Origin of the sequence: uncultured Pseudomonas sp. (assembly GCF_913777995.1) — a bacterium.
Taxonomy (GTDB): domain Bacteria; phylum Pseudomonadota; class Gammaproteobacteria; order Pseudomonadales; family Pseudomonadaceae; genus Aquipseudomonas.
Genome location: NZ_CAJYVE010000024.1, coordinates 228,243 through 254,348 on the forward strand (window position 1 = coordinate 228,243; position 26,106 = coordinate 254,348).

Here is a 26,106-nt window from a genome sequence, read left to right on the forward strand (position 1 = left end):
GCCTATCGCCTGCCGTTACCACTGGCCAAGCGTGGGGTTCAGAAGTTGCCCTGGACCCAGCGCTTGAAGCGCTCCAGTACCGGAGCCTTTGGTTCATCGCCATAAGAACCGTTACCGACACCGAGACCGGACAGCGAAATGCCATCCGATTGTTTCTGCAGCCCGTACTGCAGCAAACCTACACCCGTGGAATAGATCGGGTTGCGCACGACGTCGGCCAGTCCCTTGACGCTGTGTGGTACGCCCAGGCGTACCGGCATGTGGAAGATCTCCTCGGCCAACTCGACCGCGCCTTCCATTTTCGAGGTCCCGCCGGTCAGCACGATGCCCGCCGGGATCAGGTCTTCATAGCCGCTGCGACGCAGTTCGGCCTGGATCAGGGTGAACAGCTCGTCGTAACGAGGTTCGACCACTTCGGCCAGGGCCTGGCGCGACAGCTCGCGAGGTGGACGGTCGCCCACGCTCGGTACTTTGATGGTTTCACCGGCGCCGGCCAGTTTGGCCAGGGCGCAGGCATAGCGAATCTTGATTTCCTCGGCGTACTGGGTCGGCGTACGCAGGGCCATGGCGATGTCGTTGGTGACCTGGTCACCGGCGATCGGAATCACCGCCGTATGGCGAATAGCGCCTTCGGTGAAGATGGCGATGTCGGTGGTACCGCCACCGATGTCCACCAGGCACACGCCCAGCTCTTTCTCGTCGTCGGTCAGCACCGAATAGGCCGATGCCAGTTGCTCGAGGATGATGTCGTCGACTTCCAGGCCGCAGCGACGCACGCACTTTTCGATGTTCTGCGCAGCGTTCACCGCGCAGGTGACTACATGCACCTTGGCTTCCAGGCGCACGCCCGACATGCCGAGCGGCTCGCGCACGCCCTCCTGGTTATCGATCACATAGTCCTGCGGCAGCGTGTGCAGCACACGCTGGTCGGCCGGAATGGCCACGGCCTGGGCGGCATCCAGCACGCGCTCCAGGTCGGCAGAGCTGACCTCGCGATCGCGGATCGCCACGATGCCGTGGGAGTTCAGGCTGCGGATGTGATTGCCGGCCACGCCGACGAACGCCGAGTGGATACGGCAGCCGGCCATGATCTGCGCTTCTTCCACCGCACGCTGGATCGACTGGACGGTGGACTCGATGTTCACCACGACGCCCTTCTTCAGGCCGCGGGACGGATGGGTACCGATCCCGACGATCTCCAGCGAACCATCGGCCGCGACTTCGCCTACCAGCGCCACCACCTTGGAGGTGCCGATATCCAGTCCGACGATCATTTTGCCGCTTTGCACATTTGCCATGGTTCTGCCTCTAGTCAATTCTTCGCAACGGCGGGTTTGTCCGTCGCCGGCGCTGCCTGCTCACGCCATCCGACCGCAAGGCCGTTGGAATAGCGCAAGTCGACGCGCGCAATATTCGTAATTTGTTCTTTCAGCGTCTTGTCGTAGATCGAGATGAAGCGGCGCATCTTCTCGACCAGATGGTCACGCCCCAGCAATAGCTCGATCCCTGGTCCCGCACTGCCAGCCCCCGTGGTCAGGAACCAGCTGCCTCGCTCACGCAATTCCAGGCGCGCGATGGAAAAGCCCAGCGGTCGCAGCATCTGGCTCAACACCTGGTACTGCTGCATCACCTGCTGCTGGGCCCGCTGCGGGCCGAACAGCTGCGGAAGATGCTCGTAATTGGACAATTCACGCGGGGTGAACGCCTGCCCCTGGTTGTTCAGCAATGCCTCATCGCCCCAGCGCGCCACCGGGAGTTGCTCCTCCAGGCGGATCACCACCTGGTCCGGCCACACCCGCCGAACCTCGGCATGAGCGATCCATGGCATCTGTTCCAGCTCGGTACGCATGCCGGTCAGGTCGATGGTGAAGAACCTCGCCGCCACATAGGGCGCGATACGCTGCTGCACCGCCTGCTGGCTGATGTAGCTCAGGTCGCCCTGCACGTTGATCCGGCTGATCGGCCGGTCGACGTACGGCAGCAGGTACTGCGCGCCGTAGTAGGTGCCGAAGCCGAGACCTACCAGCATCACCGGCCACATCAGACGCTTGAAGAATCCTGCGCTGGGCTTGGGCATGCGCGCCGACAGCGGCTCCTTGGCCACCATGCGGCTCGCACCCCGTGGCGCCGGCTTGCGGCCGGAAACCGGGGGCTGATGACGTGCCGATGCGCCGTGCATGCTCAACCTCGCACCTGAACGCTGTCAGCGAGAATCGCCAACACCAGTTGCTGGAAATCCAGCCCCGCCGCGCGCGCCGCCATGGGTACCAGGCTGTGGTCGGTCATGCCGGGCACGGTATTGACCTCCAGCAACCAGAAGCGCCCCTCGGCGTCCTGCATCACGTCGGTACGCGCCCAGCCGCTCACGCCCAGGGCCTGGCAAGCGCTGGCGGCCAGGTCCTTGAGGGCCTGCTCGCTGGCTTCGCTGAGCCCGGAGGGAATCCGGTACTGGGTGTCGTCGGCCAGGTACTTGGCCTCGTAATCGTAGAAACTGTGGGGCGTGCCCAGGCCGATTGGCGGCAGGACCTGGCCACGCAGGCTGGCAACGGTGAACTCCGGACCTTCGATCCATTGTTCGACCATCACTTGCGAATCGTAGGTACTGGCATTCTTCCAGGCGGCGATCAATTCCTCGACGCTGCTCACCTTAGCCATCCCGATACTGGAACCTTCATGGGCCGGTTTGACGATCAAAGGCAGGCCCAGTTCCGTCGCTGTAAAAATACAGTCATCTTCGCTGGCGAGCACGGCGTACAAGGGCGTCGGCAGGCCAAGGCTGTGCCAGATCTGCTTGGTGCGCAGCTTGTCCATGGCCAGTGCAGAAGCCAGTACGCCGCTGCCGGTGTAAGGGATGCCCAGACACTCCAGCAGGCCCTGCATGCTGCCATCTTCGCCGCCACGGCCGTGCAGTACGATGAACGCACGGTCGATCTTCTCGCCGCTCAGGCGCTGCAACAGGTCGGCCCCTACGTCGATGCCGAACGCGTCCACCCCGGCGCTCAGCAGCGCATCGAGCACGGCTCGCCCAGACTTGAGCGAGACTTCGCGCTCGGCGCTGTTGCCGCCGAAAAGCACTGCCACCCGGCCGAAGGATTCCGGTGCCAGGTTGCAGGACAAGGTGGATACGCTCAGATCGGTCATTTGAGCTTCCCTTCGGTGGGCGCCACTACGGCGCCAGCGAACAGCGGACTCTTGAGCAACTGCGGCGCCAGCCCACCGATGTCACCGGCACCCTGGCAGAGCAGGATGTCGCCGGCACGCAGCAGCGGCTTGACCAGCGGCGCCAGCTCGGTGCCACGCTCGATGTAGATCGGGTCCAGCTGGCCCCGCTGACGAATGCTGTGGCACAGGTTGCGGCTGTCCGCACCGGGAATCGGCTCTTCGCCGGCCGGGTAGACTTCCATCAGCAGCAGTACGTTGGACTCGGCCAGGACCTGGACGAAATCGTCGTACAGGTCGCGGGTGCGGCTGAAACGGTGCGGCTGGTAGACCATCACCAGGCGACGCTCCGGCCAGCCGCCGCGCACGGCGTTGATCACGGCAGCCACTTCACGCGGGTGGTGGCCATAGTCGTCGACCAGCATCACGTGGCCACCCTCGACCGGCAGCTCGCCGTAGACCTGGAAGCGTCGGCCCACACCCTGGAAGCCCGACAGGCCCTGGATGATGGCGTCGTCGCTGATGCCTTCGTCGGTGGCGATGGCGATGGTCGCCAGCGAGTTGAGCACGTTGTGGTTGCCCGGCATGTTCACCGACACATCCAGCGGCTCACGGTCGCGACGCAGCACGGTGAAGAAGGTGCGCATGCCTTCCTGGCGCACGTTGATGGCACGCACGTCGGCGGCTTCGTCGAAGCCGTAGGTGACGATCGGACGCTTGACCTGGGCCATGATCTCGCGCACCACCGGGTCGTCGATGCACATCACCGCCAGACCATAGAACGGCAGGTTGTGCAGGAACTCGACGAAGGTCTTCTTCAGCTTGTTGAAGTCGCCTTCGTAGGTGGCCATGTGATCGGCATCGATGTTGGTGACCACGGCGACCAGCGGCTGCAGGTGCAGGAAGCTGGCGTCGCTTTCGTCGGCCTCGGCGATCAGGTAACGGCTGGTGCCCAGCTGGGCATTGGTGCCCGCAGCATTGAGGCGGCCACCGATGACGAAGGTCGGGTCCAGGCCACCAGCGGCGAATACCGAGGCCAGCAGGCTGGTGGTGGTGGTCTTGCCGTGGGTGCCGGCCACGGCAATGCCATGCCGGTAGCGCATCAGCTCGGCGAGCATCTCGGCACGCGGCACCACGGGGATACGGCGCTCCAGGGCGGTGGCGACTTCCGGGTTGGAGGTGTTGACCGCACTGGAGACCACCAGCACGTCGGCGCCCACGGTGTTCTCGGCCTGGTGGCCGATGAAGATCTCGGCACCGAAGGATTTCAGGCGTTCGGTGACCGCCGAACTCTTGAGGTCGGAACCGGACACCTGGTAACCCAGGTTGAGCAGCACTTCAGCGATGCCGCACATGCCGACGCCGCCGATACCGACGAAGTGGATACGGCGGATACGGCGCATTTCCGGTTGCGGCATGGCGCGTTGACTCTCAACCACGGGCCACCTCCACACAGGTATCGACGACGGTACGGGTAGCATCGGGCATGGCCAGTCGGCGGGCGGTCCGGGCCATGCTGTTCATTTGTTCGGGCTGCATCAGAACCTCTTTCAGGCGGCTGGCCATTTCGGCGGCGCCAGTTGTCGCTTGTGGCATGACGAAGGCAGCGCCTTCGCGGGCCAGATAATCGGCATTGCGGGACTGGTGGTCGTCGATCGCATGGGGCAGCGGGATCAGCAGCGCAGGCAGGCCGGCGGCCGCCAGTTCACTGATGGTCAGCGCGCCGGCACGGCACACCACCAGGTCGGCCCAGGCATAGGCCTGGGCCATGTCCTGGATGAAAGGCGCGACCTGGGCATGCACACCGGCACTGCGGTAGCGCTCGGCGGTCACCTGGTCGTGCTGCTTGCCGGCCTGGTGGAAGATTTCCGGGCGGATCTCTTCCGGCACCAGGGCCAGGGCCTCGGGCAGCAGTTTGTTCAAGGGTTCGGCCCCCAGGCTGCCGCCCAGCACCAGCAAGCGTGCCTTGCGGCCGGCCAGGGGCTGTCGCGGCGTCTCGAAAAACAGCTCGACACGCACCGGGTTACCGGTAGTGCGGCGCTTGGCGGACGCGGCAAAGGTATCAGGGAAGGCTTCGCAGATACGACTGGCGAACGAAGCCAGGCTGCGGTTGGCGGTACCGGCCACGGCGTTCTGCTCGTGGATGATCAGCGGCACGCCGGCCAGTTTCGCGGCCAGGCCGCCCGGCCCAGTGACATAACCGCCGAAGCCGACCACGAAGGCCGGCTTGAGCTGACGCATGATGCGCCGCGCCTGCAGCAGTGACTTGAGCAGCATGAACGGCGCCTTGAGCAGCGACAGGCGCCCCTTGCCGCGCAGGCCGGTGGCATCGATGCGGTGCAAGGTGATACCGGCCTGCGGCACCAGGTCGTTCTCGATGCCGCGCGGCGTGCCCAGCCAGTGGACCTTGTAGCCACGGTCGCGGAACTCGCGAGCGCAGGCCAGCGCCGGGAACACGTGCCCGCCGGTACCGCCGGCCATGATCAGCACGTTAGCGTCCATGGGGCGGCTCCTCGGCAAAATCGCTTTCCTTGAATTCGGTTTCCTCACTGCCCATGTTGTTGCGCGATTCCCATTCGATACGCAGCAACAGGCCCAGGCTGGCGCAGCAGATTACCAGCGAGCTGCCACCGTAGCTGAGGAATGGCAGGGTCAGGCCCTTGGTCGGCAACAGGCCGACGTTCACGCCGATGTTGATCAGGAACTGGCCGATCCACAGGAACGACAGGCCATAGGCGGTGTAGGCACCGAAGAACTGCTTGGCACGCTCGGCCCAGAAGCCGATGTACATGCCGCGGATACTGACGAACAGGAACAGCGCGACGGTAATCAGCGAACCGACCACGCCAAGCTCTTCGGCCAATACCGAGAACACGAAGTCGGTGTGCGCCTCAGGCAGGTAGAACTGCTTCTGCACACTGTTGCCCAGGCCCACGCCGAACCACTCGCCACGACCAAAGGCGATCAGCGCCTGGGTCAGCTGGTAGCCCGAACCGTACTGGTCGGCCCAGGGGTCGGTGAAGTTGGTCAGACGCGCCATGCGGTAAGGCTGGGCCTGCACCAGGACGAACACGGCCACCACCGCCAGCACCACCATCAGCGAGAAGCGGAACAAGCCGACGCCCCCCAGAAACAGCATCGCCGCCGCCGCGCCCATCATCACCACGGTAGCCCCGAAGTCCGGCTCCATCAGCAACAGGCCGGCCATCGGCAGCAGGACGATGAACGGCTTGAAGAAGCCCATCCAGCTTTCCCGCACTTCCTGCTGACGACGCACCAGGTAACCGGCCAGGAACAGCACCACGAACACCTTGGCGATTTCAGAGGGCTGCACGTTGAACGCGCCGAAGCCGATCCAGCGCATCGAGCCGTTGACCTCACGACCGATGCCCGGTACCAGCACCATCAGCAACAGGCCGAAGGCGCCGAGCAGCATCATCCAGCCCATGCGTTGCCAGGTGGCGACCGGGACCATCATGGTGGCGCCACAGGCACCCAGGCCGATGAGCAGGTAGACCAGATGCCGGGTCATCATGTACAGGCTGTTGCCCGACTGCGCCGCCGCGACTTCCGACGATGACGAGGTGATCATCACCAGGCCCAGGCCCAGCAGTGCCAGGCAGCCGGCCAGCATCGGGAAGTCCACGTCGATGCCGCGGCCGCTGATCAACGGCGAAGGGTAAGGTTTGAGGACGCCGAAGATCATGCCAGCGCCTCCACGGCCTGGGCGAACAGACGCCCACGCTCTTCATAGTTCTTGAACATGTCCAGACTCGCGCAGGCCGGCGACAGCAGTACCGCATCGCCGGCCTGGGCCAGCTCCGCACTGCGCTGCACGGCTTCTTCAAGGGTGGCCACACGTACCAGCGGCAGTGCATCCCCCAGGGCTTGGGCGAGGCGTTCGGCATCCCGCCCGAGCAGCACCACGGCGCGGCAATGGGCCGCCACGGGTGCGCGCAAGCCGCTGAAGTCGGCACCCTTGCCATCGCCACCGGCGATCAGCACCAGCTTGCCGGTGATGTCCGCGCCCAGGCCTTCGATAGCCGCCAGCGCGGCACCGACGTTGGTGGCCTTGGAGTCGTTGTAGTACTGCACGCCAGCGCGCTCACGCACCCACTGGCAACGATGCTCCAGGCCGGTGAAGGTGCGCAGGCTGGCCAGCATGGCGTCCATCGGCAACCCGGCGGCATGACCCAGGGCCAGGGCGGCCAGAGCATTGGCCTGGTTGTGTGCACCGCGTACTTTCAGCTCACTGGCCGGCATCAGCAGGTCGAACTGGAAGGCCAGGTATTTCTCGCCGTTTTCCTCGCGGATACCGAAGGCATGGAAGTCTGGCTTGTTCAGGCCGAAGGTCCAGCATGGCAAGCCCTCGCCGATCAGCGGCCGCGACAGGGCGTCCTGGCGGTTGACCACCACCTGCCTGGCACCACGGAAGATCCGGTGCTTGGCCAGGTGGTAGGCCGGGAGGCCGCTGTAGCGGTCCATGTGGTCTTCGCTGATGTTCAGCACGGTGGCCACTTCGGCGTTCAGCTGGTCGGTAGTTTCCAGCTGGAAGCTGGACAGCTCCATCACGTACAGCTCCACCGCGTCGTCCAGCAGATCCAGCGCCGGAGTACCGAGGTTGCCGCCCACGGCGACACGCTTGCCAGCTGCGGCGGCCATTTCGCCGACCAGCGTGGTGACCGTGCTCTTGGCATTGGAGCCGGTGATGGCCACGATCGGTGCCTTGGCATGCCGGGCGAACAATTCGATGTCACCGGACAGCCGCACGCCACGGGCCTGGGCCTGCTGCAGCGCCGGTGTAGCCAGTGCCAGGCCGGGGCTGACGTACAGCTCACTGGCGCGGCAGAGGAACTCGACGTCCAGTTCGCCACACCGAACCTCCAACTGCGGATACTCGCGACGCAGGGTCGCCAGCTCCGGTGGATTGTCCCGCGTGTCGGCCACGGCAAAGGCGACGCCCTGGTTCGCCAGGAAGCGAACCAGGGACATGCCGCTCTTGCCGAGGCCGACAACGATGCGGAACTGGTCGGTAACGATCAAAGACACTCGCGATTACCTCAGTTTCAGCGTGGCAAGGCCGATCAGCACGAGAATCACGGTGATGATCCAGAAACGGACGATCACCCGAGGCTCGGGCCAGCCCTTGAGTTCGAAATGGTGGTGAATGGGCGCCATGCGGAACACGCGGCGACCGGTCAGTTTGAACGAGGCCACCTGAATGACCACTGAAAGGGTTTCCATGACGAACACGCCGCCCATGATGAACAGCACGATTTCCTGGCGCACGATCACTGCGATGGTGCCCAGCGCGGCCCCCAGCGCCAGCGCGCCGACGTCGCCCATGAACACTTGGGCCGGATAGGTGTTGAACCACAGGAAGCCCAGGCCGGCACCGATCAGCGCGCTGCAGAACACGATCAGCTCGCCCGCGCCTGGCACGTAGGGAATCAGCAGGTATTCGGCGAATTTCACGTTACCCGACAGGTAGCAGAAAATGCCCAGGGCACCGCCGACCATCACCGTCGGCATGATCGCCAGGCCGTCCAGGCCATCGGTGAGGTTGACGGCGTTGCTGGAGCCGACGATGACGAAATAAGTCAGTACCACGAAGCCGATACCCAGCTGCCAGTGCATGTCCTTGAACATCGGCACGATCAGGGTGGTCTCGACCGGCGATTGCGCGGTGACGAACAGGAAGATGGCGGCGCACAGGCCGAACACCGACTGCCAGAAATATTTCCAGCGGCTCGGCAGGCCACGGGAGTTCTTCTCGATGACCTTGCGGTAGTCGTCGACCCAGCCGATGCCACCGAACAGCAGGGTCACCAGCAGTACCACCCACACGTAGCGGTTGGTCAGGTCGGCCCACAGCAGGGTGCTCACCGCGATGGACGAAAGGATCAGCGCACCGCCCATGGTCGGGGTGCCGGACTTGGACAGGTGCGATTGCGGACCGTCGTTACGCACTGCCTGGCCGATCTGACGGATCTGCAGGGTGCGGATCATCCATGGCCCGAGCCACAACGACAGGCTCAACGCAGTCAGCACACCCAGAATCCCGCGCAGGGTCAGGTACTGAAAGACTGCGAAGCCTTTATAGAACTGTTGTAGAAATTCGGCCAACAGCAACAGCATCAATGTTTCTCCAGGCTGGAGCCGCACAGGGCCGCGACGACATGTTCCATGGCGGCGCTGCGCGATCCCTTGATCAATAAAGTGGTGTTTGAATCTTGTTCGCCTTGCAGCGCAGCGATCAGCTCGGCCTGGGTTGCGAAGTGCCGGGCCTGCGGGCCGAAGGCCTCGGCGGCATGGCGCATCAGCGGGCCGACGGCATACAGGGCATCGACCTTGCCGACGGCATAGGCGCCCACTTCACGGTGGCCCTGCTCGGCCCACTCGCCCAGTTCGCCGATGTCGCCCAGCACCAGGACGCGTCGGCCGTCGAAACCGGCCAACACGTCGGTAGCGGCCTTGATCGAGCCCGGGTTGGCGTTGTAGGTGTCGTCGATGACACGCTGGCCGTTGGCGGCGATCTGCGCCACGGCACGGCCCTTGACTGGCTGCAAGGCTTCGAGGCCGGCGACGATGCCGTCCAGGCTGACGCCCATTGCATGGGCCGCTGCAGCAGAGGCCAGGGCGTTGCTGACGTTATGTACGCCCAGCAGGTTCAATTGCACCCGCGCCGAGCCTTGAGGGCCCTGCAGCACGAACACCGGGCAACCGCGTGCATCACGACCCAGCTCGTTGGCGTGGAAATCGGCCTGGGGGTTTTCCAGGGCGAAGCTCAGTACCTTGCGGTCACCGGCACGCATGACCCACAGCGGGTAGGCTTTGTCGTCCAGGTTCAGTACCGCGACACCCTGGCTGTCCAGCCCCTCGATGATCTCGCCCTTGGCCTCGACGATGCGCTCAGGACCGCCGAATTCACCCACATGAGCGGTGCCGGCGTTGGTCAGGATGGACACGTGGGGCTTGGTCAGGCTTGCGGTGTAGGCAATCTCGCCGACCCGCGAAGCGCCCAGCTCGATGACTGCCGCGGTGTGCTCGGGCGCCAGCTCCAGCAGGGTCAGCGGCACACCGAGGTCGTTGTTCAGGTTGCCACGGGTCGCCAGGACCGGCCCACGGGTGCGCAGGATACTGGCGAGCATTTCCTTCACCGTGGTCTTGCCACTGGAGCCGGTAACGGCAGCCACCGGGCGGTCGACGAAGGCGTTGCGATTCAGGGCACCCAGCTGGGCCAGGGCCTTGCGCGTGTCGAGTACCACCAGCTGCGGCAGGTCGACGCCTGGCACCTCGCGCTCGACCAACGCACCGACGGCGCCCTTGGCAGCCACCTGGGCCAGGTAGTCATGACCATCGAAGCGCGGGCCGGTCAGGGCCACGAACAATTGCCCGGGGGCGATGCTGCGGCTATCGGTGCTGACCCCGGAGAAACGGCAGTCGGCACCGGTGCGGCGGGCGTCCAGCGGGGTCAGCAGTTCGCTGAAGCTCAGGGCGTCAAACATGCGCAGCCTCCCAGGCAGCCAGGGCGATGCCGGCCTGTTCAAGATCGGAGAACGGATGACGCTGGCCATCGATCTCCTGGTAGTCTTCGTGTCCCTTGCCAGCCAGCAGCACCACGTCGTCGGCGCCAGCGGCGGCAACGAACTCGGCAATGGCCTGACCACGCCCCTCGACGAAACGTACCTGGTTGGCGTTGGCGAAACCGGCACGAATGTCGTCGAAGATCTGCGCAGGCGCTTCGCTGCGCGGGTTGTCATCGGTGACCAGCACGCTGTCGGCCAGGCGTTCGGCAACCTCGGCCATCAACGGGCGCTTGCCACGGTCACGGTCACCACCGCAACCGAACAGGCACAGCAGGCGCCCCTTGGCATGCGGACGCAGGGCTTCAAGCACCTTCTCCAAAGCGTCTGGGGTGTGCGCATAGTCGACCACCACCAGCGGCTGCTTGCCGCCACCCAGACGCTGCATACGGCCAACCGGGCCGACCAGTTGCGGCAGCACCTTGAGGATTTCGTCCAGGGCATAGTCCAGCCCCAGCAGTGCGCCGATGGCCGCCAGTACGTTGCTCAGGTTGAAACGGCCGAGCAGACTGCTGCGCAGGAAGTGTTCGCCCTGCGGCGTGACCAGCGTGGCGCGCACGCCATCGTCATCGAAGCGCGCATCACGACAGAACAGGTAGGCGCTCTTGTCGGTCAGGCTGTAGGTGATCAGCTTCGAGCGATGCGGCGCGTCGGCCAGCTCACGACCAAAGGCGTCGTCCAGGTTGATGACCCGGCAGCTCAGGTCTGGCCAGGCGAACAGCTTGGCCTTGGCGGCGCCATAGGCTTCCATGGTGCCGTGGTAGTCGAGGTGATCACGAGACAGGTTGGTGAACACCGCAACGTCGAATTCAACGGCCTTGACCCGACCCTGCTCCAGGCCATGGGACGAGACCTCCATGGCCACGGCACGCGCTTCGGCCTGCTTGAGGTCAGCCAGAGTGGCCTGCACGGCAATCGGATCAGGGGTGGTGTGACGGCCGCTTTCCAGGGCGCCATAGAAGCCGGTGCCGAGCGTGCCGACGATACCGCAGCGCTGGCCCAGCAGGTCGAGGGCCTGGGCCACCAGCTGGGTCACGCTGGTCTTGCCGTTGGTGCCGGTGACCCCCACCAGGTTCAGGCGGCGGCTCGGTTCGCCGTAGAAACGCCCGGCGATGGCCGACAGCTGGCCGACCAGGCCCTTGACCGGAATCAGCGGCACCTCGGTAAGTGGCAGCACGCTGGAGCCTTCGGCTTCATAGGCCACGGCAGCAGCACCACGTTGCAGGGCGTCGGCGATGTGCTCGCGACCATCGACCCGGATACCCGGTACGGCCAGGAACAGGTCGCCCGGACGCACCTTGCGGCTGTCCAGGGTCAGTTCGCGGATCAGCGGGTCACGGTCGGTGCCCGGGAAGATCTTGCTCAGATTGAACGACATCAGCCACGCCCTCCTTTGGCGACCGGGGCCGCTGCGGCCTGTTCCGGCTCCAGGTTATCCGGCGGAATGTTCATCAACCGCAACGTACCGGACATCACCTTGCTGAATACCGGGGCCGAGACCAGGCCACCGAAGTAACCGCCCTTGCTCGGCTCGTCGATCACCACGACGATCGCATAGCGCGGGTTGCTCATCGGCCCGAAGCCGGCGAACAGCGAACGGTAGGAATTCTCGGCGTAGCCTTTGGTGCCGATGGAGGTCTTGCGCGCCGTACCACTCTTGCCGGCCACGTGGTAGGAAGGCACGCGTGCGCGGTAGACGCCACGGGTGTCTTCGATCACCTGTTGAAGCATGCCGTGCAGGGTCTTGGCGGTGGCCTCCGGAATGGCCTGAACCGCGGTCGGCTCGGTGCTGGTCTTGAGAATGCTCAGGGGCACGATACGACCATTGTTCGCCAGGGCGCCGTAGGCGTGGGCGAGCTGCAGGGCGGTGACCGAAACACCGTAGCCGTAAGACAGCGTGGCAGTTTCCGCCTTGCGCCATTCGCGGTAGTTGGGCAGGTTGCCGACGCGCTCACCCGGGAAACCCAGGCCGGTGTACTGGCCGAAGCCCATGCGCTGCATGGTGCGGAAGATCGCCTCGCCACCCACGTCGAAGGCCACCTTGCTCATGCCGACGTTACTGGAGTTGATCAGGATGCCGGTCAGATCGAGCACCGGGCCTTCGGTCTTGCTTACGTCACGAATGGTGTAGCGACCGATCTGCAAGGTGCCGGGATACACCTCGACCTTATCGGAAGGCTTCCAGCGACCGCTTTCCAGCGCGGCACTCATGGAGATCGGCTTCATGGTCGAGCCAGGCTCGAACACATCGATGATCGCCCGGTTGCGCATGGCCGCCGGCACCATGGTGCGACGGTTATTGGGGTTGTAGGTCGGGCTGTTGACCATGGCGAGGATCTCGCCGGTCTTGACGTCCATGATCACCAGGCTGCCGGCCTTGGCTTCGTTCTCGACGATGGCGTTGCGCAGTTCACGGGTCGCTAGGTACTGCAGGCGCAGGTCGATAGACAACGCCAAGGTCTTGCCAGCCTTGGCGTTCTTGGTCACCTGAACATCCTTGATCAGTCGGCCGCGCCGGTCCTTGATCACCTGCCGCTTGCCCGGCACACCGGCCAGCCAGTCGTCGTAGGCAAGCTCGACACCCTCGCGGCCATGATCGTCCAGGTCGGTGAAGCCGACCATGTGCGCAGTCACATCGCCGGCGGGATAGAAGCGGCGGAACTCTTCGATGCCATAGACGCCCGGCACCTTGAGGTCGAGCACGGCCTGGCCGTGTTCAGGGGTCAGGCCGCGAACCAGATAAATGAATTCCTTGTTGGCCTGGGACTCCAGGCGTTCGGCCAGCGCCTTGGGATCCTGGCCGATCGACTGGGCGAGCAGCGGCCACTTGCTGCGATCCTGGAGCATTTCCTTGGGGTTGGCCCACAGGGTGGTGACCGGCGTACTCACCGCCAATGGTTCGCCGTTGCGATCGGTGATCAAGCCACGGTGTGCCGGAATTGGAATATGCCGCAAGCTGCGGGCGTCGCCCTGTTCCTGAAGGAAGGTGTGGTCGACGACCTGCAGGTCGATGATGCGCCAGGAAATGGCGAGCACCAGCAACGACAGCAGAGCCACGACGAGGCGGAAGCGCCAGGGGTACAAAGCCCCTTCAAGCTTCATCATGGCGCCACCATCCGCACTTCACCGGCATTGGGAATGCGCATCTTGAGCTGGTCGGTGGCCAGGGCCTCGATACGGCTGTGGGCCGTCCAGGTGCTCTGCTCGAGAATCAGCCGGCCCCATTCGGCCTGCGCCTTGTCGCGAATCGTGGTTTCGGTGTAAAGCGAATTGAGCAGCTGACGGTTCCAGTGGGCACTGTAAGAAACGCCAATCGCCGACACGAGGACGGCGATGAATAGCAGCAGCATGATGAAGCTGCCGCGCGGCAGAGGCTTGAAGAACAGGCGGCTCATCGGAGCTTCTCCGCTACGCGCATGACAGCGCTGCGCGAACGCGGATTGGCACGGGTTTCTGCCTCGGAAGCGAACTGCGCCTTGCCGACCAGACGCACGCGTGGCTCGAAGATCTTGGCCTGGATCGGCAGGTTACGCGGCATGTTGTCCGCCTCGCCCTTGACCAGCTTGCGCATGAACAGCTTGACGATACGATCTTCCAGCGAATGGAAGCTGATGACCACCAGGCGGCCGCCCACTTCAAGGGCGTCGAGCGCGGCCTCCAGACCGGCTTCCAGATCACCCAGTTCGTTGTTGACGTGGATGCGCAGGCCCTGGAAAGCACGGGTCGCAGGGTGCTTGCCCTTCTCCCAGGCCGGATTGGCGGCCTTGAGCACTTCGGCCAGGTCGGCGGTACGCTCGAACGGCTGGACCTGGCGACGCTCGACGACGGCATTGGCCATACGACGAGCGAAGCGCTCTTCACCATATTCCTTGAAGACGCGCGCCAGCTCTTCGGCCGACGCGGTGGCGACGAACTCGGCGGCACTGATGCCCTGCCCCGGATTCATGCGCATGTCCAAGGGGCCGTCGTTCATGAAACTGAAGCCACGCTCAGGGTCGTCGAGCTGTGGCGAAGAAACACCAAGGTCGAGCAGCACGCCACTGACCTGGCCTTGCAGGCCACGCGCCGCAACTTCTTCGCCCAGTTCGGCAAAGCTGCGCTGCACAATGACAAAGCGGCCGTCTTCGGCCGCCAGCGTTTGCCCTGTGGCAATCGCTTGAGGGTCCTTGTCGAAGCCCAGCAGCCGACCGTCCGGCCCCAGGTGTTCGAGCACCCGGCGACTGTGACCGCCACGCCCGAACGTGCCGTCCAGATAGCAGCCATCGGCGCGCACGGCCAGAGCCTCTACGGCTTCTTCCAGCAGTACGGTGATGTGGGTAAAACCGCCATTCATAGTCACAGGATCAGGTCACGTAAATCATCGGGCATCGCGCCAGGTTGCTGAATGGCCGCCAGGTCCGCATCGGCAAGAGCGTTCCAGGCGTCCTCGTCCCACAATTGAAACTTATTGAGCTGGCCAACCAGCATCACGCGCTTATCCAACTTGGCGTATTCGCGTAAACGGGGCGGCACCAGAAAACGTCCGCTGCCATCCAGCTCCAGGTCGACCGCATTACCAATCAGGAGCCGCTGCAAGCGGCGGTTCTCTTCACGGAAGGTGGCGAGCTCACGCAGCTTCGCCTCGATCAACTCCCACTCGGAAAGCGGATAAATGCACAAGCAGGGATCTATGGCATCGATGGTGACGATCAACTGACCGGCACTACGCGAATCGAGCTCGTCACGGTACCGGCTCGGCATAGCGAGACGACCCTTGGCATCGAGATTGATTGCGTTGGCACCACGGAACACAGGCGCGCTCTCCGAATTCTACTTTTCTGCGCTACAAAAACCCACTTCGTGCCACTTTCTGCCACTTGCGCACACTATAGGAACGCGCCCACCACACCGTCAAGGTAGGGTTCTAAGGAAAACCCTTACAGAACGGCAATTTAGGAGTGGTATTGGATGAGCGGAGAGGAATTTGCGTGGAGGCTGCGCAAATAAAACGACGCACCACAAAGCGATGAGAATCGAAGTTAAAGTGATTTATGAAGTTTAAGATTTTTTTGATATTACGAAGCGCGTCACGACTATGAAACGCGGATAAAGGAGGGATGGAGAGTCGATCTGTAAGCCGGGTTCTGTCGAGGACAGTCATTCCTCTACGACGGCCATCACTGGACGTCTTTAGCAACCTACCCGGTTCCAGCGCGGGCCACGCCTTGGAACCCTATTTGGTCTTGCTCCGAGTGGGGTTTACCTAGCCACGAACTGTTACCAGACGTGCGGTGCGCTCTTACCGCACCTTTTCACCCTTACCGGCACCGAAGTGCTTAGGCGGTTGTTTTCTGTGGCACTTTCCGTAGGCTCGCGCCTCCCAGGCGTTACCTGGCACTCCGCCCTATGGAGCCCGGACTTTCCTCCCCCACCTGTTGCGGAACAACAAGCGGCAGCGACTGTCCAATCGACTCTCCGCCGCCAAGGTTAACGGCACGGGCGCCCAAGAACAAGCTTTAAAAGCCTGAAGCTCGCTGCGCCCGCCATGAAAGCGCCTTATTTCTTCTGCTGTTCTTCGAGCGCCAGCTGGTAGAGCAGATTCTTGCGCACGCCGGTGATTTCCGCCGCCAAGGCTGCCGCCCGCTTGACCGGCAGGTCCTCCAGCAGCAACCCCAGAATCCGACGCGCCTCGCTGCCGATGGCATCATCCCCCTGCGGCTCGCTCCAGCCCGCCACCAGCACCACGCACTCACCGCGCTGCTGATTGCCATCGGCCTCGACGAATGCGCGCAGCTGCGCCAACGGCAAGCCCTTGAGCGTCTCGAAGGTTTTCGTCAATTCGCGGGCCAGCACTGCCGGACGCTCGCCGCCGAACACCACCTCCATATCCTGCAGGCATTCCAGGATCCGATGCGGCGCTTCGTAGAAGATCAGGGTACGCGGCTCTTCGCGCAGCTGCTCGAGACGGGTCTTGCGCCCCACGGCCTTGGCCGGCAGAAAACCTTCGAAGATGAAGCGGTCCGACGGCAAGCCCGCCGCCGACAAGGCCGCGATCAACGCACAGGGCCCCGGCACCGGAACCACCGGCACCCCGGCGGCACGCGCCTGGCGCACCAGGTGGTAGCCCGGATCGGAAATCAGTGGTGTACCCGCATCGGAGATCAGCGCCACATCCTCGCCCGCCAGCAACTTCTCGATGAAGCGTCCGCCTTCGTTGCGCTCGTTATGCTCGTGGCAGGCCGCCAGCGGCGTGGCTATGCCAAAGTGTTGCATCAGACGCAACGAATGCCGGGTATCCTCAGCCGCAATGAGAGCGACCTCGCGCAGCACCTTGAGCGCACGCACGCTCATGTCGTCCAGGTTGCCAATTGGCGTGGCCACGACATAAAGCGATCCCGTGGCGGAATTCGAAGCAGCCGCAACAGTCAAAACGCACACCCCATGTTCATGACTCCACACATATATAAAGAAAGCATTGTACAGACTCCATGCCCTGACAGGAGTCCACACCCCGACAGGCCTGCAAAAGGAAGCCAAGGCATGAGAGTCCCGCCCCCTTCACGACGATGACACCCCCTCGCGCTGCGCTCAGGTTGCGGCCGCGCACGCCTTCGAAGTCGCACCCCGGCCAGTGCTTGGGTACAATTCCCCGCTAATTCGCTTGAGTACCAGGAACATATACATGATCGCTTGCCTGCGGCTGTTATCTGCCCTCTGCCTCGCTGCCCTGCTGGCGGCCTGCGCCAGCTCTCCTTCGTCGAACCTCGGTGAACTGCCGCGCACACCCGACGCCAGCATCGAACAGCTGCTGGAACAAGCGGCCAACGCCAAGACACCGGACAAGGCCGCCACCCTGCGCCTGAGCGCCGCGGACCTGGCCAACCGCCAGGGCAATCCGGGCCGCGCCGCGCAATTGCTGGCGCAAGTGCAGATCGACCAACTGCCGCCAGGCCTGCAGGTCTTCGCCAGCACCCTGTCCGCCGAACTGGCCCTGGGCCGCAACCAGCCCAAGGCAGCGCTCGAGGCCTTGGCCCACCCAAGCATGCAACGCCTGGGCGAGCTGTCGACCGAGCAGCAGGTGCGTACCCACATGGTGCATGCCAAGGCACTCGAGCAGGACGGCCAGATCCTCCCGGCAGTGCGCGAGCGCGTGTTCGCCGGCCCGCTGCTCGAAGGCCAGGATGCCAGCAGCAACAACGACGCCATCTGGAAACTGGTCTCCGCACTGCCGCCTGAACAGCTGCAGGCCACTGGCAACGATGACCTGAGCGGCTGGCTGAACCTGGCCAGCGCCATCAAGAACGCCGGCACCCTGGAGCAACAGCAGGCCGCCATCGACAACTGGAAAGCGCAGAACCCGAAACACCCGGCTGCCCAGCAGCTGCCCACCGCACTGGCGCAGCTGCGCTCGCTGACCAGTGAACCGCTGACCCGCATCGCGCTGCTGCTGCCTCAGGAAGGCCCGCTGGCCAATGTCGCCAAGGCGCTGCGTGAAGGCTTCCTGGCCGCCCACTACCAGGCCCAACAGGCTGGCCAGAACCCGCCGGCCATCCAGGTCTTCGACAGCTCTCGAGTGACCTCCATGGACGACTTCTACCGCCAGGCCAAGGCTGCCGGCGTACAACTGGTGGTTGGCCCTCTGGAGAAGGAACTGGTCAAGCAGCTCAGCAGCCGCCCTCAACTGCCCATCACCACCCTGGCCCTGAACTACAGCGACAGCCCTACCGCCGGCCCGCAGGAACTGTTCCAGTTCGGCCTGGCCGCCGAGGACGAAGCTCGCGAAGTGGCTCGCCGCGCCTGGTCGGAAGGCAAGCGTACCGCCGTGGCGATGGTGCCCAAGGGCGAATGGGGCGACCGTGTACTGACCGCCTTCAACAACAGCTGGCGCGCCAAGGGCGGCACTCTGGTCGCCGTCGAGCGTATCGACCAGCCCGTCGACCTGGCCCGCCAGATCGCCGACATGTTCCAGCTGCGCTCCAGCGAAGGCCGCGCCCAGCGTCTGCAGGCCGCCACCGGCAGCCAGGTCGCGACCCAGCCTTCGCGCCGCCAGGACATCGACTTCATGTTCCTGGTCGCCACCCCGCAACTGGCCCAGCAGATCAAACCGACCATGGTCTTCCAGTACGCAGGTGATGTACCGGTGTACGCCACCTCGCAGCTGTTCACCAACAGCAACGATCACGCCCAGTACATGGACCTCAATGGCGTTCGCTTCTGCGACACACCATGGCTGCTCAGTGCCAACGACCCGCTGCGCCAGCAGGTGGTCGCCCAGTGGCCACAGGCAGCGGGCAGCCTGGGCCGCCTCTATGCCATGGGCGTCGACGCCTACCGCCTGGCGCCGCGTCTCACACAGCTCAAGGCCCTGCCTGATAGCCGCCTCGACGGCCTGTCCGGCAGCCTGAGCCTGAACCAGAACCGTCGCGTTGAACGTCAACTGCCCTGGGCCGAGTTCGTCAACGGCCAGGTCCAGCGCCTGCCGGACACCGCGCCTTGAGACCAGGCAGCCAGGTTGCAGGGCGCGAGGCTGAAACCTTCGCCCTGCAGCATTTGCAACAGCATGGCCTGCAACTGCTGGCACGCAACTGGACATGCCGACGCGGCGAGCTTGATCTGGTCATGCTGGACGACTCTACAGTAGTATTCGTCGAAGTCCGCTACCGCCGCCATAACGGCTGGGGCAGCGCCATGGAAAGCATCGATGCACGCAAGCAGGAACGGCTGATCGCCGCCGCGCAGCAGTTTCTCCATGAACAGCCGCGCTGGGCCGAAAGCCCCTGCCGTTTCGATGTCATCGCGGTCGAGGGGACGCCTGGCGAGGGCAATGTGTTGAACTGGCTGAAGAGCGCCTTCGACAGCTGAGCCGTCGCCACCCCGAGCACCCACCGAATCCAACACCGTTTTTTCGTTTGCCGCGCCGGCCAACCCGATGATGCAGGGCGCCTGCGGCGATTGCCCAGGGCGCCGAACCGCGACCCGACGCGCTAACCAAGGTCACTCCAGATGGACATGCAATCCCGAATCCGCCGGCACTTCCAGGCCAGTATCGATACCAAGCAACAGGCCATGGAGGTCCTCGCACCGCATATCGAGCTGGCCAGCCAGGTCATGGTCAATGCCCTGCTCAACGAGGGCAAGATGCTGGCCTGCGGCAATGGCGGCTCAGCGGGCGACGCCCAGCACTTCTCCTCGGAGCTGCTCAACCGCTTCGAGCGCGAGCGCCCCAGCCTGCCCGCCATCGCCCTGACCACCGACAGCTCGACCATCACCTCGATTGCCAACGACTACAGCTACAACGAGGTGTTCTCCAAACAGATCCGCGCCCTTGGCCAACCGGGCGACGTGTTGCTGGCGATTTCCACCAGCGGCAATTCGGCCAATATCATTCAGGCGATCCAGGCCGCACATGATCGCGAAATGATTGTCGTAGCATTGACTGGACGCGACGGTGGCGACGTAGCTTCGCTACTGCTGCCCGAGGACGTGGAGATCCGTGTCCCGGCCAAGGTCACCGCGCGCATTCAGGAAGTCCATCTGCTGGCGATCCACTGCCTCTGCGATTTGATCGACAGCCAATTGTTCGGGAGTGAAGAATGACCCCTAATCGTCTCAGCCTGACAGTTCTGGCCCTGTGCCTCGGCCTTGGCGGCTGCAGCTCGGTACTGACCGCCACCCGCGACCAGCCCATCGAGGATGACCGCGGCACACGTACCCTTGGCAGCAAGATCGACGACTCACTGATCGAGACCAAGGCGGCGGTGAACATCTCCAAGGCCCATCCGGACCTGGCCGAGGGCTCGCACATCGTGGTGACCAGCTACAACGGCATCGTCCTGCTGGCCGGCCAGACGCCACGCGCCGAGCTGAAGAACATCGCCGAACAGGCGGCGGCCTCGGTGCAGCGGGTCAAGAAGGTCAACAACGAGCTGCAGGTCATCCCGCCCTCTTCGTTCCTGGCACGCCAGAACGACACCTGGCTGACCACCAAGATCAAGAGCCAGATGCTGGCCGACAACTCCATTCCCGGTTCACGCATCAAGGTGGTGACCGAGAACGGTATCGTCTACCTGCTGGGCCTGGTCACTCAACAGGAAGCCAACCGTGCGACCAATCTGGTCCAAGGGGTCTCGGGCGTGCAGAAGATCGTCAAGTTGTTCGAGTACATCGACTGACCATGAACCGGTTCGCCAGGCTGGCAAGCTATCGGCAATCAGCCCCAAGCGGCATCCTGAAATGAAAAAAAGGCGATCCGCAGATCGCCTTTTTTTTCATTTCACGACTTTCAGGCTCGGCCTGCCGCTGGGGCGCGGCGGCTCACTGTCGGGTGGCGAGTTGTCGTCGTCCATGTCGATTTCTTCGACATCCCGCTCCTCCAGGGCCGGCTCCAGGTCGAAGACCATGCCCTGGCCATTCTCACGAGCGTAAATACCCAGGATCGCACCAACCGGCACGTACAAGGTATGCGGCACACCACCGAAGCGGCCCTCGAAGCTCACTGCTTCGTTATCCATATGCAGCTGGCGCACCGCACTCGGCGATACGTTGAGGACGATCTGCCCGTCATTGGCGAAACCCTGGGGCACCTGCACCGAAGGGTACTCGGCATTCACCAGGATATGAGGGGTGCAATCGTTATCTACAATCCACTCGTAAAGAGCACGAATCAGATAAGGGCGACTGGAGTTCATCAACGGCTCCTTAGGCCTTAGCGCATTTCACGCTCGGCAGCAGACAGGCTTGCCTGGAATGCCTCACGCGCGAACTGGCGTTCCATGTAGTCGAGCAACGGCTTGGCTTGCCGTGGCAATTCGATACCCAAAACCGGCAAACGCCAGAGTATGGGCAGTAGACAGCAATCGACGAGACTTAGCTCATCACTGAGAAAAAACGGCTTGTCAGCGAACAGTGGCGATACCCCTGTCAGACTCTCGCGCAGCTCCTTGCGCGCCTGGACCCGATCACTCTCCTTGCAGCGCGGATCCAGGATCTTGTCCACCAGACCGCACCAGTCCCGCTGTATGCGATGTGCCAGCAGCCGGGTATTGGCCCTGGCAACCGGATAAACCGGCATCAGTGGTGGATGCGGGTAGCGCTCCTCCAGGTACTCCATCACCACGGTCGGCTCGTACAACGCCAGGTCCCGATCGACCAGGGTCGGCAGGCTTCCATAGGGATTCACCTCGACCAGTTGCGGCGGCAGGCGATCAGCCACGACGTCGATGATCTCGACGATGACGCCCTTCTCGGCGAGCACGATGCGTACGCGGTGGGAATAGTGGTCGGCGGGGTCGGAATAACAGGCCAACCGATTGGTCACGCCCATGGTGATCCTCCTCGCTTGTAGATATGAGTGTAACGACGGCGCAAATACGCCCTGACATGCCTGCGTGGATGCACGCTGGCAGCAGGGCGTCGATACGCGAACAGGATAGCTTATTCACCTGAGGCAAATTTGCAATCTTGCTCCGCTACTATACTCGCAACGCGGGTCTTTTTCCTGAAAGCGCTACCGCCTGGTCCTCTGCTGAAACGAATATGCGCCCTATTATCCGCGCCTGTCCCCGGAAAGCTGGCCAAGCGATCAGTGCACGTCCTTCCAGTATTCGCGCTTGAGCAGCCAGGCGAATACAAAGAAGAATGCCAGGTACAGCAGCACCCAGGTGCCAATACGCTGGAGTTCCAGCTTCATCGGGTTGGCCGAGTAGGCCAGGAAGGTCACCAGGTTACGGATCTTCTCATCGAACTGCTCCTGGCTCAGGCTGCCGGTGTTGGGCAACACGGTCAGCTGGTCACAGGCTTCATGGGTCAGGACCGTACCCGTGAGCGGGTCGTACTGTTTCTTGCCGCTTTCGACCACCGGTACCTGCTTGCAGCCGATCACCTGGCGCCCCTGCAGGCCGACCAGCACATTGGGCATGCCGACATTGGGGAAGACACGGTTGTTCACCCCCAACGGCCGGGACGGGTCTTCGTAGAACGAGCGCAGGTAGTGATACAACCAATCGGTCCCACGCACCCGCGCCACCAGGGTCAGATCCGGAGGTTCGGCACCGAACCAGGCCTTGGCATCGGCCGGTCGCATGCTGCTGGTCATGTGATCACCGATCTTCGCCCCGGTGAACACCAGCTTCTCGAGCATCAGCTCATGAGGAATGCCCAGGTCATCGGCCACCCGCTCGTAACGCTGGTACTTGGCCCCGTGACACCCCATGCAATAGTTGACGAAGGTTCGCGCACCATCCTGCATCGCCGCCTTGTCGGAGACGTCGATCTTCACCGGCTCCAGCTCGGCAACCTGTTCGGCCGCCGTGCAGAGCGCCGGCAGCCAGGCCAGCATCAATACCGCCAATAGCTTGTTCATCAGCCTGTTACCCTCTCTGGCACCGGTTTGGTTTTCTCGAGCCGGGTATAGAACGGCATCAGAATGAAATACGCGAAGTACAGGAAGGTGCAGACCTGCGACAGCAAGGTCCGTCCCGGCGTGGGCGGCTGTACACCCAGCACGCCGAGCGTCACGAAGGCCAGGCAGAACACCGCCAGCCACAAACGACTGAGCCAGCCCTTGTAGCGCATCGAGCGCACCGGGCTGCGGTCCAGCCAGGGCAGCACGAACAGCACGGCGATCGCAGCCCCCATGGCCATTACCCCCATGAGCTTGTCAGGGATGGCGCGCAAGATGGCGTAGAACGGCGTGAAGTACCACACCGGCGCGATGTGCTCGGGCGTCTTGAACGGATTGGCGGCCTCGAAGTTAGGCTTTTCCAGGAAGTAGCCGCCCATTTCCGGGAAGAAGAACACGATGGTGCAGAACACGAAGAGAAACACCGCCACGCCGACGATGTCCTTTACTGTGTAGTAAGGGTGGAATGGAATACCATCCAGCGGCTTGCCGTTCTCGTCCTTGAGCTTCTTGATATCGATACCGTCCGGGTTGTTCGACCCCACCTCATGCAAGGCTAGGATGTGCAGCACCACCAGGCCGAGAATGACGATGGGCAGCGCGATGACATGCAGGGCGAAGAAGCGGTTCAAGGTAATGCCGGAGATCAGATAGTCGCCGCGTATCCACTCGGTCAGCGCATCACCGATGAAGGGAATCGCGCCGAACAACGAGATGATCACCTGGGCACCCCAATAGGACATCTGCCCCCAAGGCAGCAGGTAGCCCATGAAGGCCTCGGCCATCAGCGCCAGGTAGATGAACATGCCAAATATCCACACCAGCTCACGCGGCTTCTGGTACGAGCCATACAACAGCCCCCGGAACATGTGCAGGTACACCACGATGAAGAACGCCGAGGCACCGGTGGAGTGCAGCAGACGCAAGATGGCGCCGTATTCCACATCACGCATGATCGTCTCGACAGAGGCGAAAGCCTCTTCCGCCGTCGGCGTGTAGTTCATGGTCAACCAAACGCCGGTCGCCAGCTGATTGACCAGAACCAGCAGCGCCAACGAGCCGAAGAAATAGAAGAAGTTGAAGTTCTTCGGTGCGTAGTACTTGCTCAGATGCTCTTCCCACATCCTGGTGGCAGGAAAACGCGCATCGATCCAATCCATGAACTTGCTCATCACGCCCCCTCCTGATCGACGCCAATGACAATGACCGTGTCCGACTCATAGCTGTGCGGCGGTACCGGCAGGTTCAATGGCGCAGGTTGTGATTTGTAGACGCGGCCGGCCAGGTCGTAGCGCGAGCCGTGGCATGGGCAGAAGTAGCCGCCGACCCACTCCGGCCCCAGGTCGGCAGGCGCCACCTCCGGACGGAAGGTCGGCGAGCAGCCCAGGTGGGTGCACAGACCGACCAGCAGCAGGATCTCTGGCTTGATCGAACGCAGGGCATGGTCGACATAGCCCGGCTGCACGGACTGTTTCGATTCAGGATCCGCCAACTGGCCGCCTATCCTGCCCAAACCCTCAAGGATCTGGCTCGTTCGGCGCAGGATGAACACCGGCTGCCCACGCCACTCGGCAACCATCTGCTGGCCCGGCTCGATCTTGCCGATGTTGACCTTGACCGGCGCGCCCGCGGCCTTGGCCTTGGCGCTGGGAAACCACGATCCTACAAACGGGACCGCAGCCCCTACCGCCCCCGCCGCGCCCACCACCGAGGTAGCCGCTACCAGGAAGCGACGCCGGCCCGCATTGACGCCGTCATTGCTCATTCCGCCCTCTCCCGTCCACGCAGGCCTGATCAATCAGGAACCTGCTCGATAACAATCTAGTCATTGCCAAGTGGCCGGGATGGTAAATAATGCCCCTTCTGTCAACAAGGTCTTAAGACCCTTCAAAAGGTAGGAATAGGTGTAAACATTGACTTGCAGCAGTGAGGCAGATTGCCTCACTGGATGAACACCGATGTATCGACAACGAACATTGCGCCCTGCCCCGAAAAAATCGTGGGCATAAAAAAACGCCCGACTTCCGGAGAAGCGGGCGTTCTTCTTGAAACGTAAGCGCGTATTAACGCTTGGAGTACTGCGGACGCTTACGCGCTTTGCGCAGACCCACTTTCTTACGCTCAACTTCACGGGCGTCACGAGTGACGTAGCCGGCTTTACGCAGCGGACTGCGCAGCGACTCGTCGTATTGCATCAGCGCGCGAGTGATGCCGTGGCGGATTGCGCCAGCCTGGCCACTTACGCCGCCACCGATAACGGTGACGTAGATGTCGAATTTCTCGGTGGTCTCGGTCAGTTCCAGAGGCTGGCGAACTACCATGCGGGCAGTTTCACGGCCAAAGAACACGTCCAGCGAACGGTTGTTGATCGAGATGTTACCAGTGCCCGGACGCAGGAAAACGCGAGCGGTTGCGGTCTTGCGACGGCCAGTGCCGTAATTTTGAGTCGCCGACATAATCAACTATTCCGTTAAAACTTCAGTTCTTGGGGCTGCTGAGCGGTATGAGGGTGCACAGCGCCCGCATAGACTTTCAGCTTACGGTACATGTCGCGACCCAGCGGGTTCTTAGGCAGCATGCCTTTTACCGCAGTCTCGATCACGCGCTCAGGAGCCTTGTCGATCAGCTTTTCGAAGTTGATCGACTTGATGCCGCCAGGGAAGCCGGAGTGAGAGTAGTAGATCTTGTCGGAGGACTTGGCACCGGTCACACGAATCTGCTCGGCATTGATCACGACGATGTAGTCGCCAGTGTCAACGTGCGGAGTGTATTCAGGCTTGTGCTTGCCACGCAGACGGCTCGCGATTTCGGTGGCCAGACGACCCAGGGTCTGGCCAGCAGCGTCGACGACGAACCAGTCGCGCTTAACTGTTTCCGGTTTAGCAGTAAAAGTTTTCATTCTTTATAGCCTCAGGGGCCGCCTTGAAAAATAGACGGCGGAGCTTACTGAATAGTGCAATCCCTGACAAGCCAGAGGCCCGC

26 protein-coding genes and 1 other RNA gene are annotated in these 26,106 nt (G+C 63.0%); 4 read left to right on the top strand and 23 right to left on the bottom strand.

Annotated elements, in window-relative coordinates:
* Positions 1-38: 38 nt before the first annotated feature.
* From ftsA to rsmI, 16 genes are all read right to left on the bottom strand, one after another.
* Positions 39-1,298 (bottom strand): cell division protein FtsA, encoded by a 1,260-nt coding sequence (ftsA, locus tag QZ497_RS10580; RefSeq protein WP_295474060.1) that lies wholly within the window; start codon positions 1,296-1,298, stop codon positions 39-41.
* A 14-nt stretch (positions 1,299-1,312) separates the two neighbouring features.
* Positions 1,313-2,179, bottom strand: a complete 867-nt coding sequence (locus QZ497_RS10585; RefSeq protein ID WP_295474063.1) for a cell division protein FtsQ/DivIB — start codon at positions 2,177-2,179, stop codon at positions 1,313-1,315.
* A 2-nt stretch (positions 2,180-2,181) separates the two neighbouring features.
* On the bottom strand, positions 2,182-3,141 hold the full coding sequence (locus tag QZ497_RS10590; protein ID WP_295474066.1) for a D-alanine--D-alanine ligase: 960 nt from the start codon (positions 3,139-3,141) through the stop codon (positions 2,182-2,184).
* Positions 3,138-4,577 (bottom strand): UDP-N-acetylmuramate--L-alanine ligase, encoded by a 1,440-nt coding sequence (murC, locus tag QZ497_RS10595; RefSeq protein ID WP_295474329.1) that lies wholly within the window; start codon positions 4,575-4,577, stop codon positions 3,138-3,140. The genes QZ497_RS10590 and murC overlap by 4 nt, the downstream gene beginning before the upstream one ends.
* A gap of 13 nt (positions 4,578-4,590) precedes the next feature.
* Positions 4,591-5,661, bottom strand: coding sequence for an undecaprenyldiphospho-muramoylpentapeptide beta-N-acetylglucosaminyltransferase (gene murG, locus QZ497_RS10600; protein WP_295474069.1), 1,071 nt, complete (start codon positions 5,659-5,661; stop codon positions 4,591-4,593).
* On the bottom strand, positions 5,651-6,862 hold the full coding sequence (ftsW, locus tag QZ497_RS10605; RefSeq protein WP_295474332.1) for a putative lipid II flippase FtsW: 1,212 nt from the start codon (positions 6,860-6,862) through the stop codon (positions 5,651-5,653). The genes murG and ftsW overlap by 11 nt, the downstream gene beginning before the upstream one ends.
* On the bottom strand, positions 6,862-8,208 hold the full coding sequence (gene murD, locus QZ497_RS10610) for a UDP-N-acetylmuramoyl-L-alanine--D-glutamate ligase (RefSeq protein ID WP_295474072.1): 1,347 nt from the start codon (positions 8,206-8,208) through the stop codon (positions 6,862-6,864). The genes ftsW and murD overlap by 1 nt, the downstream gene beginning before the upstream one ends.
* Positions 8,209-8,214: 6 nt before the next feature.
* Positions 8,215-9,297, bottom strand: a complete 1,083-nt coding sequence (mraY, locus tag QZ497_RS10615) for a phospho-N-acetylmuramoyl-pentapeptide-transferase (protein WP_295474075.1) — start codon at positions 9,295-9,297, stop codon at positions 8,215-8,217.
* Positions 9,297-10,667: a UDP-N-acetylmuramoyl-tripeptide--D-alanyl-D-alanine ligase gene (gene murF, locus QZ497_RS10620; protein ID WP_295474078.1), complete on the bottom strand. Its 1,371-nt coding sequence runs from the start codon at positions 10,665-10,667 to the stop codon at positions 9,297-9,299. The genes mraY and murF overlap by 1 nt, the downstream gene beginning before the upstream one ends.
* Positions 10,660-12,123 carry a UDP-N-acetylmuramoyl-L-alanyl-D-glutamate--2,6-diaminopimelate ligase gene (locus QZ497_RS10625; protein ID WP_295474081.1) on the bottom strand — a complete coding sequence of 488 codons (1,464 nt, stop codon included), beginning with the start codon at positions 12,121-12,123 and terminating at the stop codon, positions 10,660-10,662. Before QZ497_RS10625 ends, murF begins: the two co-directional genes overlap by 8 nt.
* On the bottom strand, positions 12,123-13,850 hold the full coding sequence (locus QZ497_RS10630) for a penicillin-binding protein 2 (protein ID WP_295474084.1): 1,728 nt from the start codon (positions 13,848-13,850) through the stop codon (positions 12,123-12,125). The genes QZ497_RS10625 and QZ497_RS10630 overlap by 1 nt, the downstream gene beginning before the upstream one ends.
* Positions 13,847-14,140, bottom strand: coding sequence for a cell division protein FtsL (gene ftsL, locus QZ497_RS10635; protein ID WP_295474105.1), 294 nt, complete (start codon positions 14,138-14,140; stop codon positions 13,847-13,849). The genes QZ497_RS10630 and ftsL overlap by 4 nt, the downstream gene beginning before the upstream one ends.
* Positions 14,137-15,078: a 16S rRNA (cytosine(1402)-N(4))-methyltransferase RsmH gene (gene rsmH / locus QZ497_RS10640; RefSeq protein ID WP_295474108.1), complete on the bottom strand. Its 942-nt coding sequence runs from the start codon at positions 15,076-15,078 to the stop codon at positions 14,137-14,139. Before rsmH ends, ftsL begins: the two co-directional genes overlap by 4 nt.
* A gap of 2 nt (positions 15,079-15,080) precedes the next feature.
* Positions 15,081-15,536: a division/cell wall cluster transcriptional repressor MraZ gene (gene mraZ, locus QZ497_RS10645; protein WP_295474111.1), complete on the bottom strand. Its 456-nt coding sequence runs from the start codon at positions 15,534-15,536 to the stop codon at positions 15,081-15,083.
* 305 nt (positions 15,537-15,841) lie between these two features.
* An RNA gene (gene rnpB, locus QZ497_RS10650) (RNase P RNA component class A) lies at positions 15,842-16,199 on the bottom strand.
* Positions 16,200-16,280: 81 nt separating this feature from the next.
* On the bottom strand, positions 16,281-17,153 hold the full coding sequence (gene rsmI, locus QZ497_RS10655; RefSeq protein ID WP_295474114.1) for a 16S rRNA (cytidine(1402)-2'-O)-methyltransferase: 873 nt from the start codon (positions 17,151-17,153) through the stop codon (positions 16,281-16,283).
* A gap of 253 nt (positions 17,154-17,406) precedes the next feature.
* Here rsmI and QZ497_RS10660 point away from each other — a divergent pair, with 253 nt between their 5' ends.
* The 4 genes from QZ497_RS10660 (at position 17,407) to QZ497_RS10675 (ending at position 20,896) form a co-directional block, all read left to right on the top strand.
* Entirely contained in the window at positions 17,407-19,221 is a 1,815-nt protein-coding gene (locus QZ497_RS10660; protein ID WP_295474116.1) for a penicillin-binding protein activator, read from the top strand.
* On the top strand, positions 19,218-19,586 hold the full coding sequence (locus QZ497_RS10665; protein ID WP_295474118.1) for a YraN family protein: 369 nt from the start codon (positions 19,218-19,220) through the stop codon (positions 19,584-19,586). Before QZ497_RS10660 ends, QZ497_RS10665 begins: the two co-directional genes overlap by 4 nt.
* 141 nt (positions 19,587-19,727) lie before the next feature.
* Complete coding sequence (locus QZ497_RS10670) at positions 19,728-20,321, top strand: phosphoheptose isomerase (RefSeq protein WP_295474120.1); 594 nt, start codon at positions 19,728-19,730, stop codon at positions 20,319-20,321.
* Entirely contained in the window at positions 20,318-20,896 is a 579-nt protein-coding gene (locus QZ497_RS10675; RefSeq protein WP_295474123.1) for a BON domain-containing protein, read from the top strand. Before QZ497_RS10670 ends, QZ497_RS10675 begins: the two co-directional genes overlap by 4 nt.
* A gap of 96 nt (positions 20,897-20,992) precedes the next feature.
* On the opposite strand, the gene QZ497_RS10680 is transcribed toward QZ497_RS10675, so the two are convergent.
* The 7 genes from QZ497_RS10680 to rplM form a co-directional block, all read right to left on the bottom strand.
* Complete coding sequence (locus tag QZ497_RS10680; protein WP_295474126.1) at positions 20,993-21,412, bottom strand: ClpXP protease specificity-enhancing factor; 420 nt, start codon at positions 21,410-21,412, stop codon at positions 20,993-20,995.
* A 17-nt stretch (positions 21,413-21,429) separates the two neighbouring features.
* Complete coding sequence (locus tag QZ497_RS10685) at positions 21,430-22,047, bottom strand: glutathione S-transferase N-terminal domain-containing protein (RefSeq protein ID WP_295474129.1); 618 nt, start codon at positions 22,045-22,047, stop codon at positions 21,430-21,432.
* Between the two features lie 258 nt (positions 22,048-22,305).
* A complete protein-coding gene (locus tag QZ497_RS10690; RefSeq protein ID WP_295474132.1) occupies positions 22,306-23,085 on the bottom strand; it encodes a cytochrome c1 in 780 nt (259 codons plus the stop codon).
* Positions 23,085-24,296, bottom strand: a complete 1,212-nt coding sequence (locus QZ497_RS10695; RefSeq protein ID WP_295474134.1) for a cytochrome bc complex cytochrome b subunit — start codon at positions 24,294-24,296, stop codon at positions 23,085-23,087. Before QZ497_RS10695 ends, QZ497_RS10690 begins: the two co-directional genes overlap by 1 nt.
* Positions 24,296-24,889, bottom strand: a complete 594-nt coding sequence (gene petA / locus QZ497_RS10700) for a ubiquinol-cytochrome c reductase iron-sulfur subunit (RefSeq protein WP_295474137.1) — start codon at positions 24,887-24,889, stop codon at positions 24,296-24,298. Before petA ends, QZ497_RS10695 begins: the two co-directional genes overlap by 1 nt.
* Before the next feature lie 298 nt (positions 24,890-25,187).
* On the bottom strand, positions 25,188-25,580 hold the full coding sequence (gene rpsI, locus QZ497_RS10705) for a 30S ribosomal protein S9 (protein WP_295474140.1): 393 nt from the start codon (positions 25,578-25,580) through the stop codon (positions 25,188-25,190).
* A gap of 14 nt (positions 25,581-25,594) precedes the next feature.
* Positions 25,595-26,023: a 50S ribosomal protein L13 gene (gene rplM / locus QZ497_RS10710; protein ID WP_045487943.1), complete on the bottom strand. Its 429-nt coding sequence runs from the start codon at positions 26,021-26,023 to the stop codon at positions 25,595-25,597.
* Between the last annotated feature and the right edge of the window lie 83 nt (positions 26,024-26,106).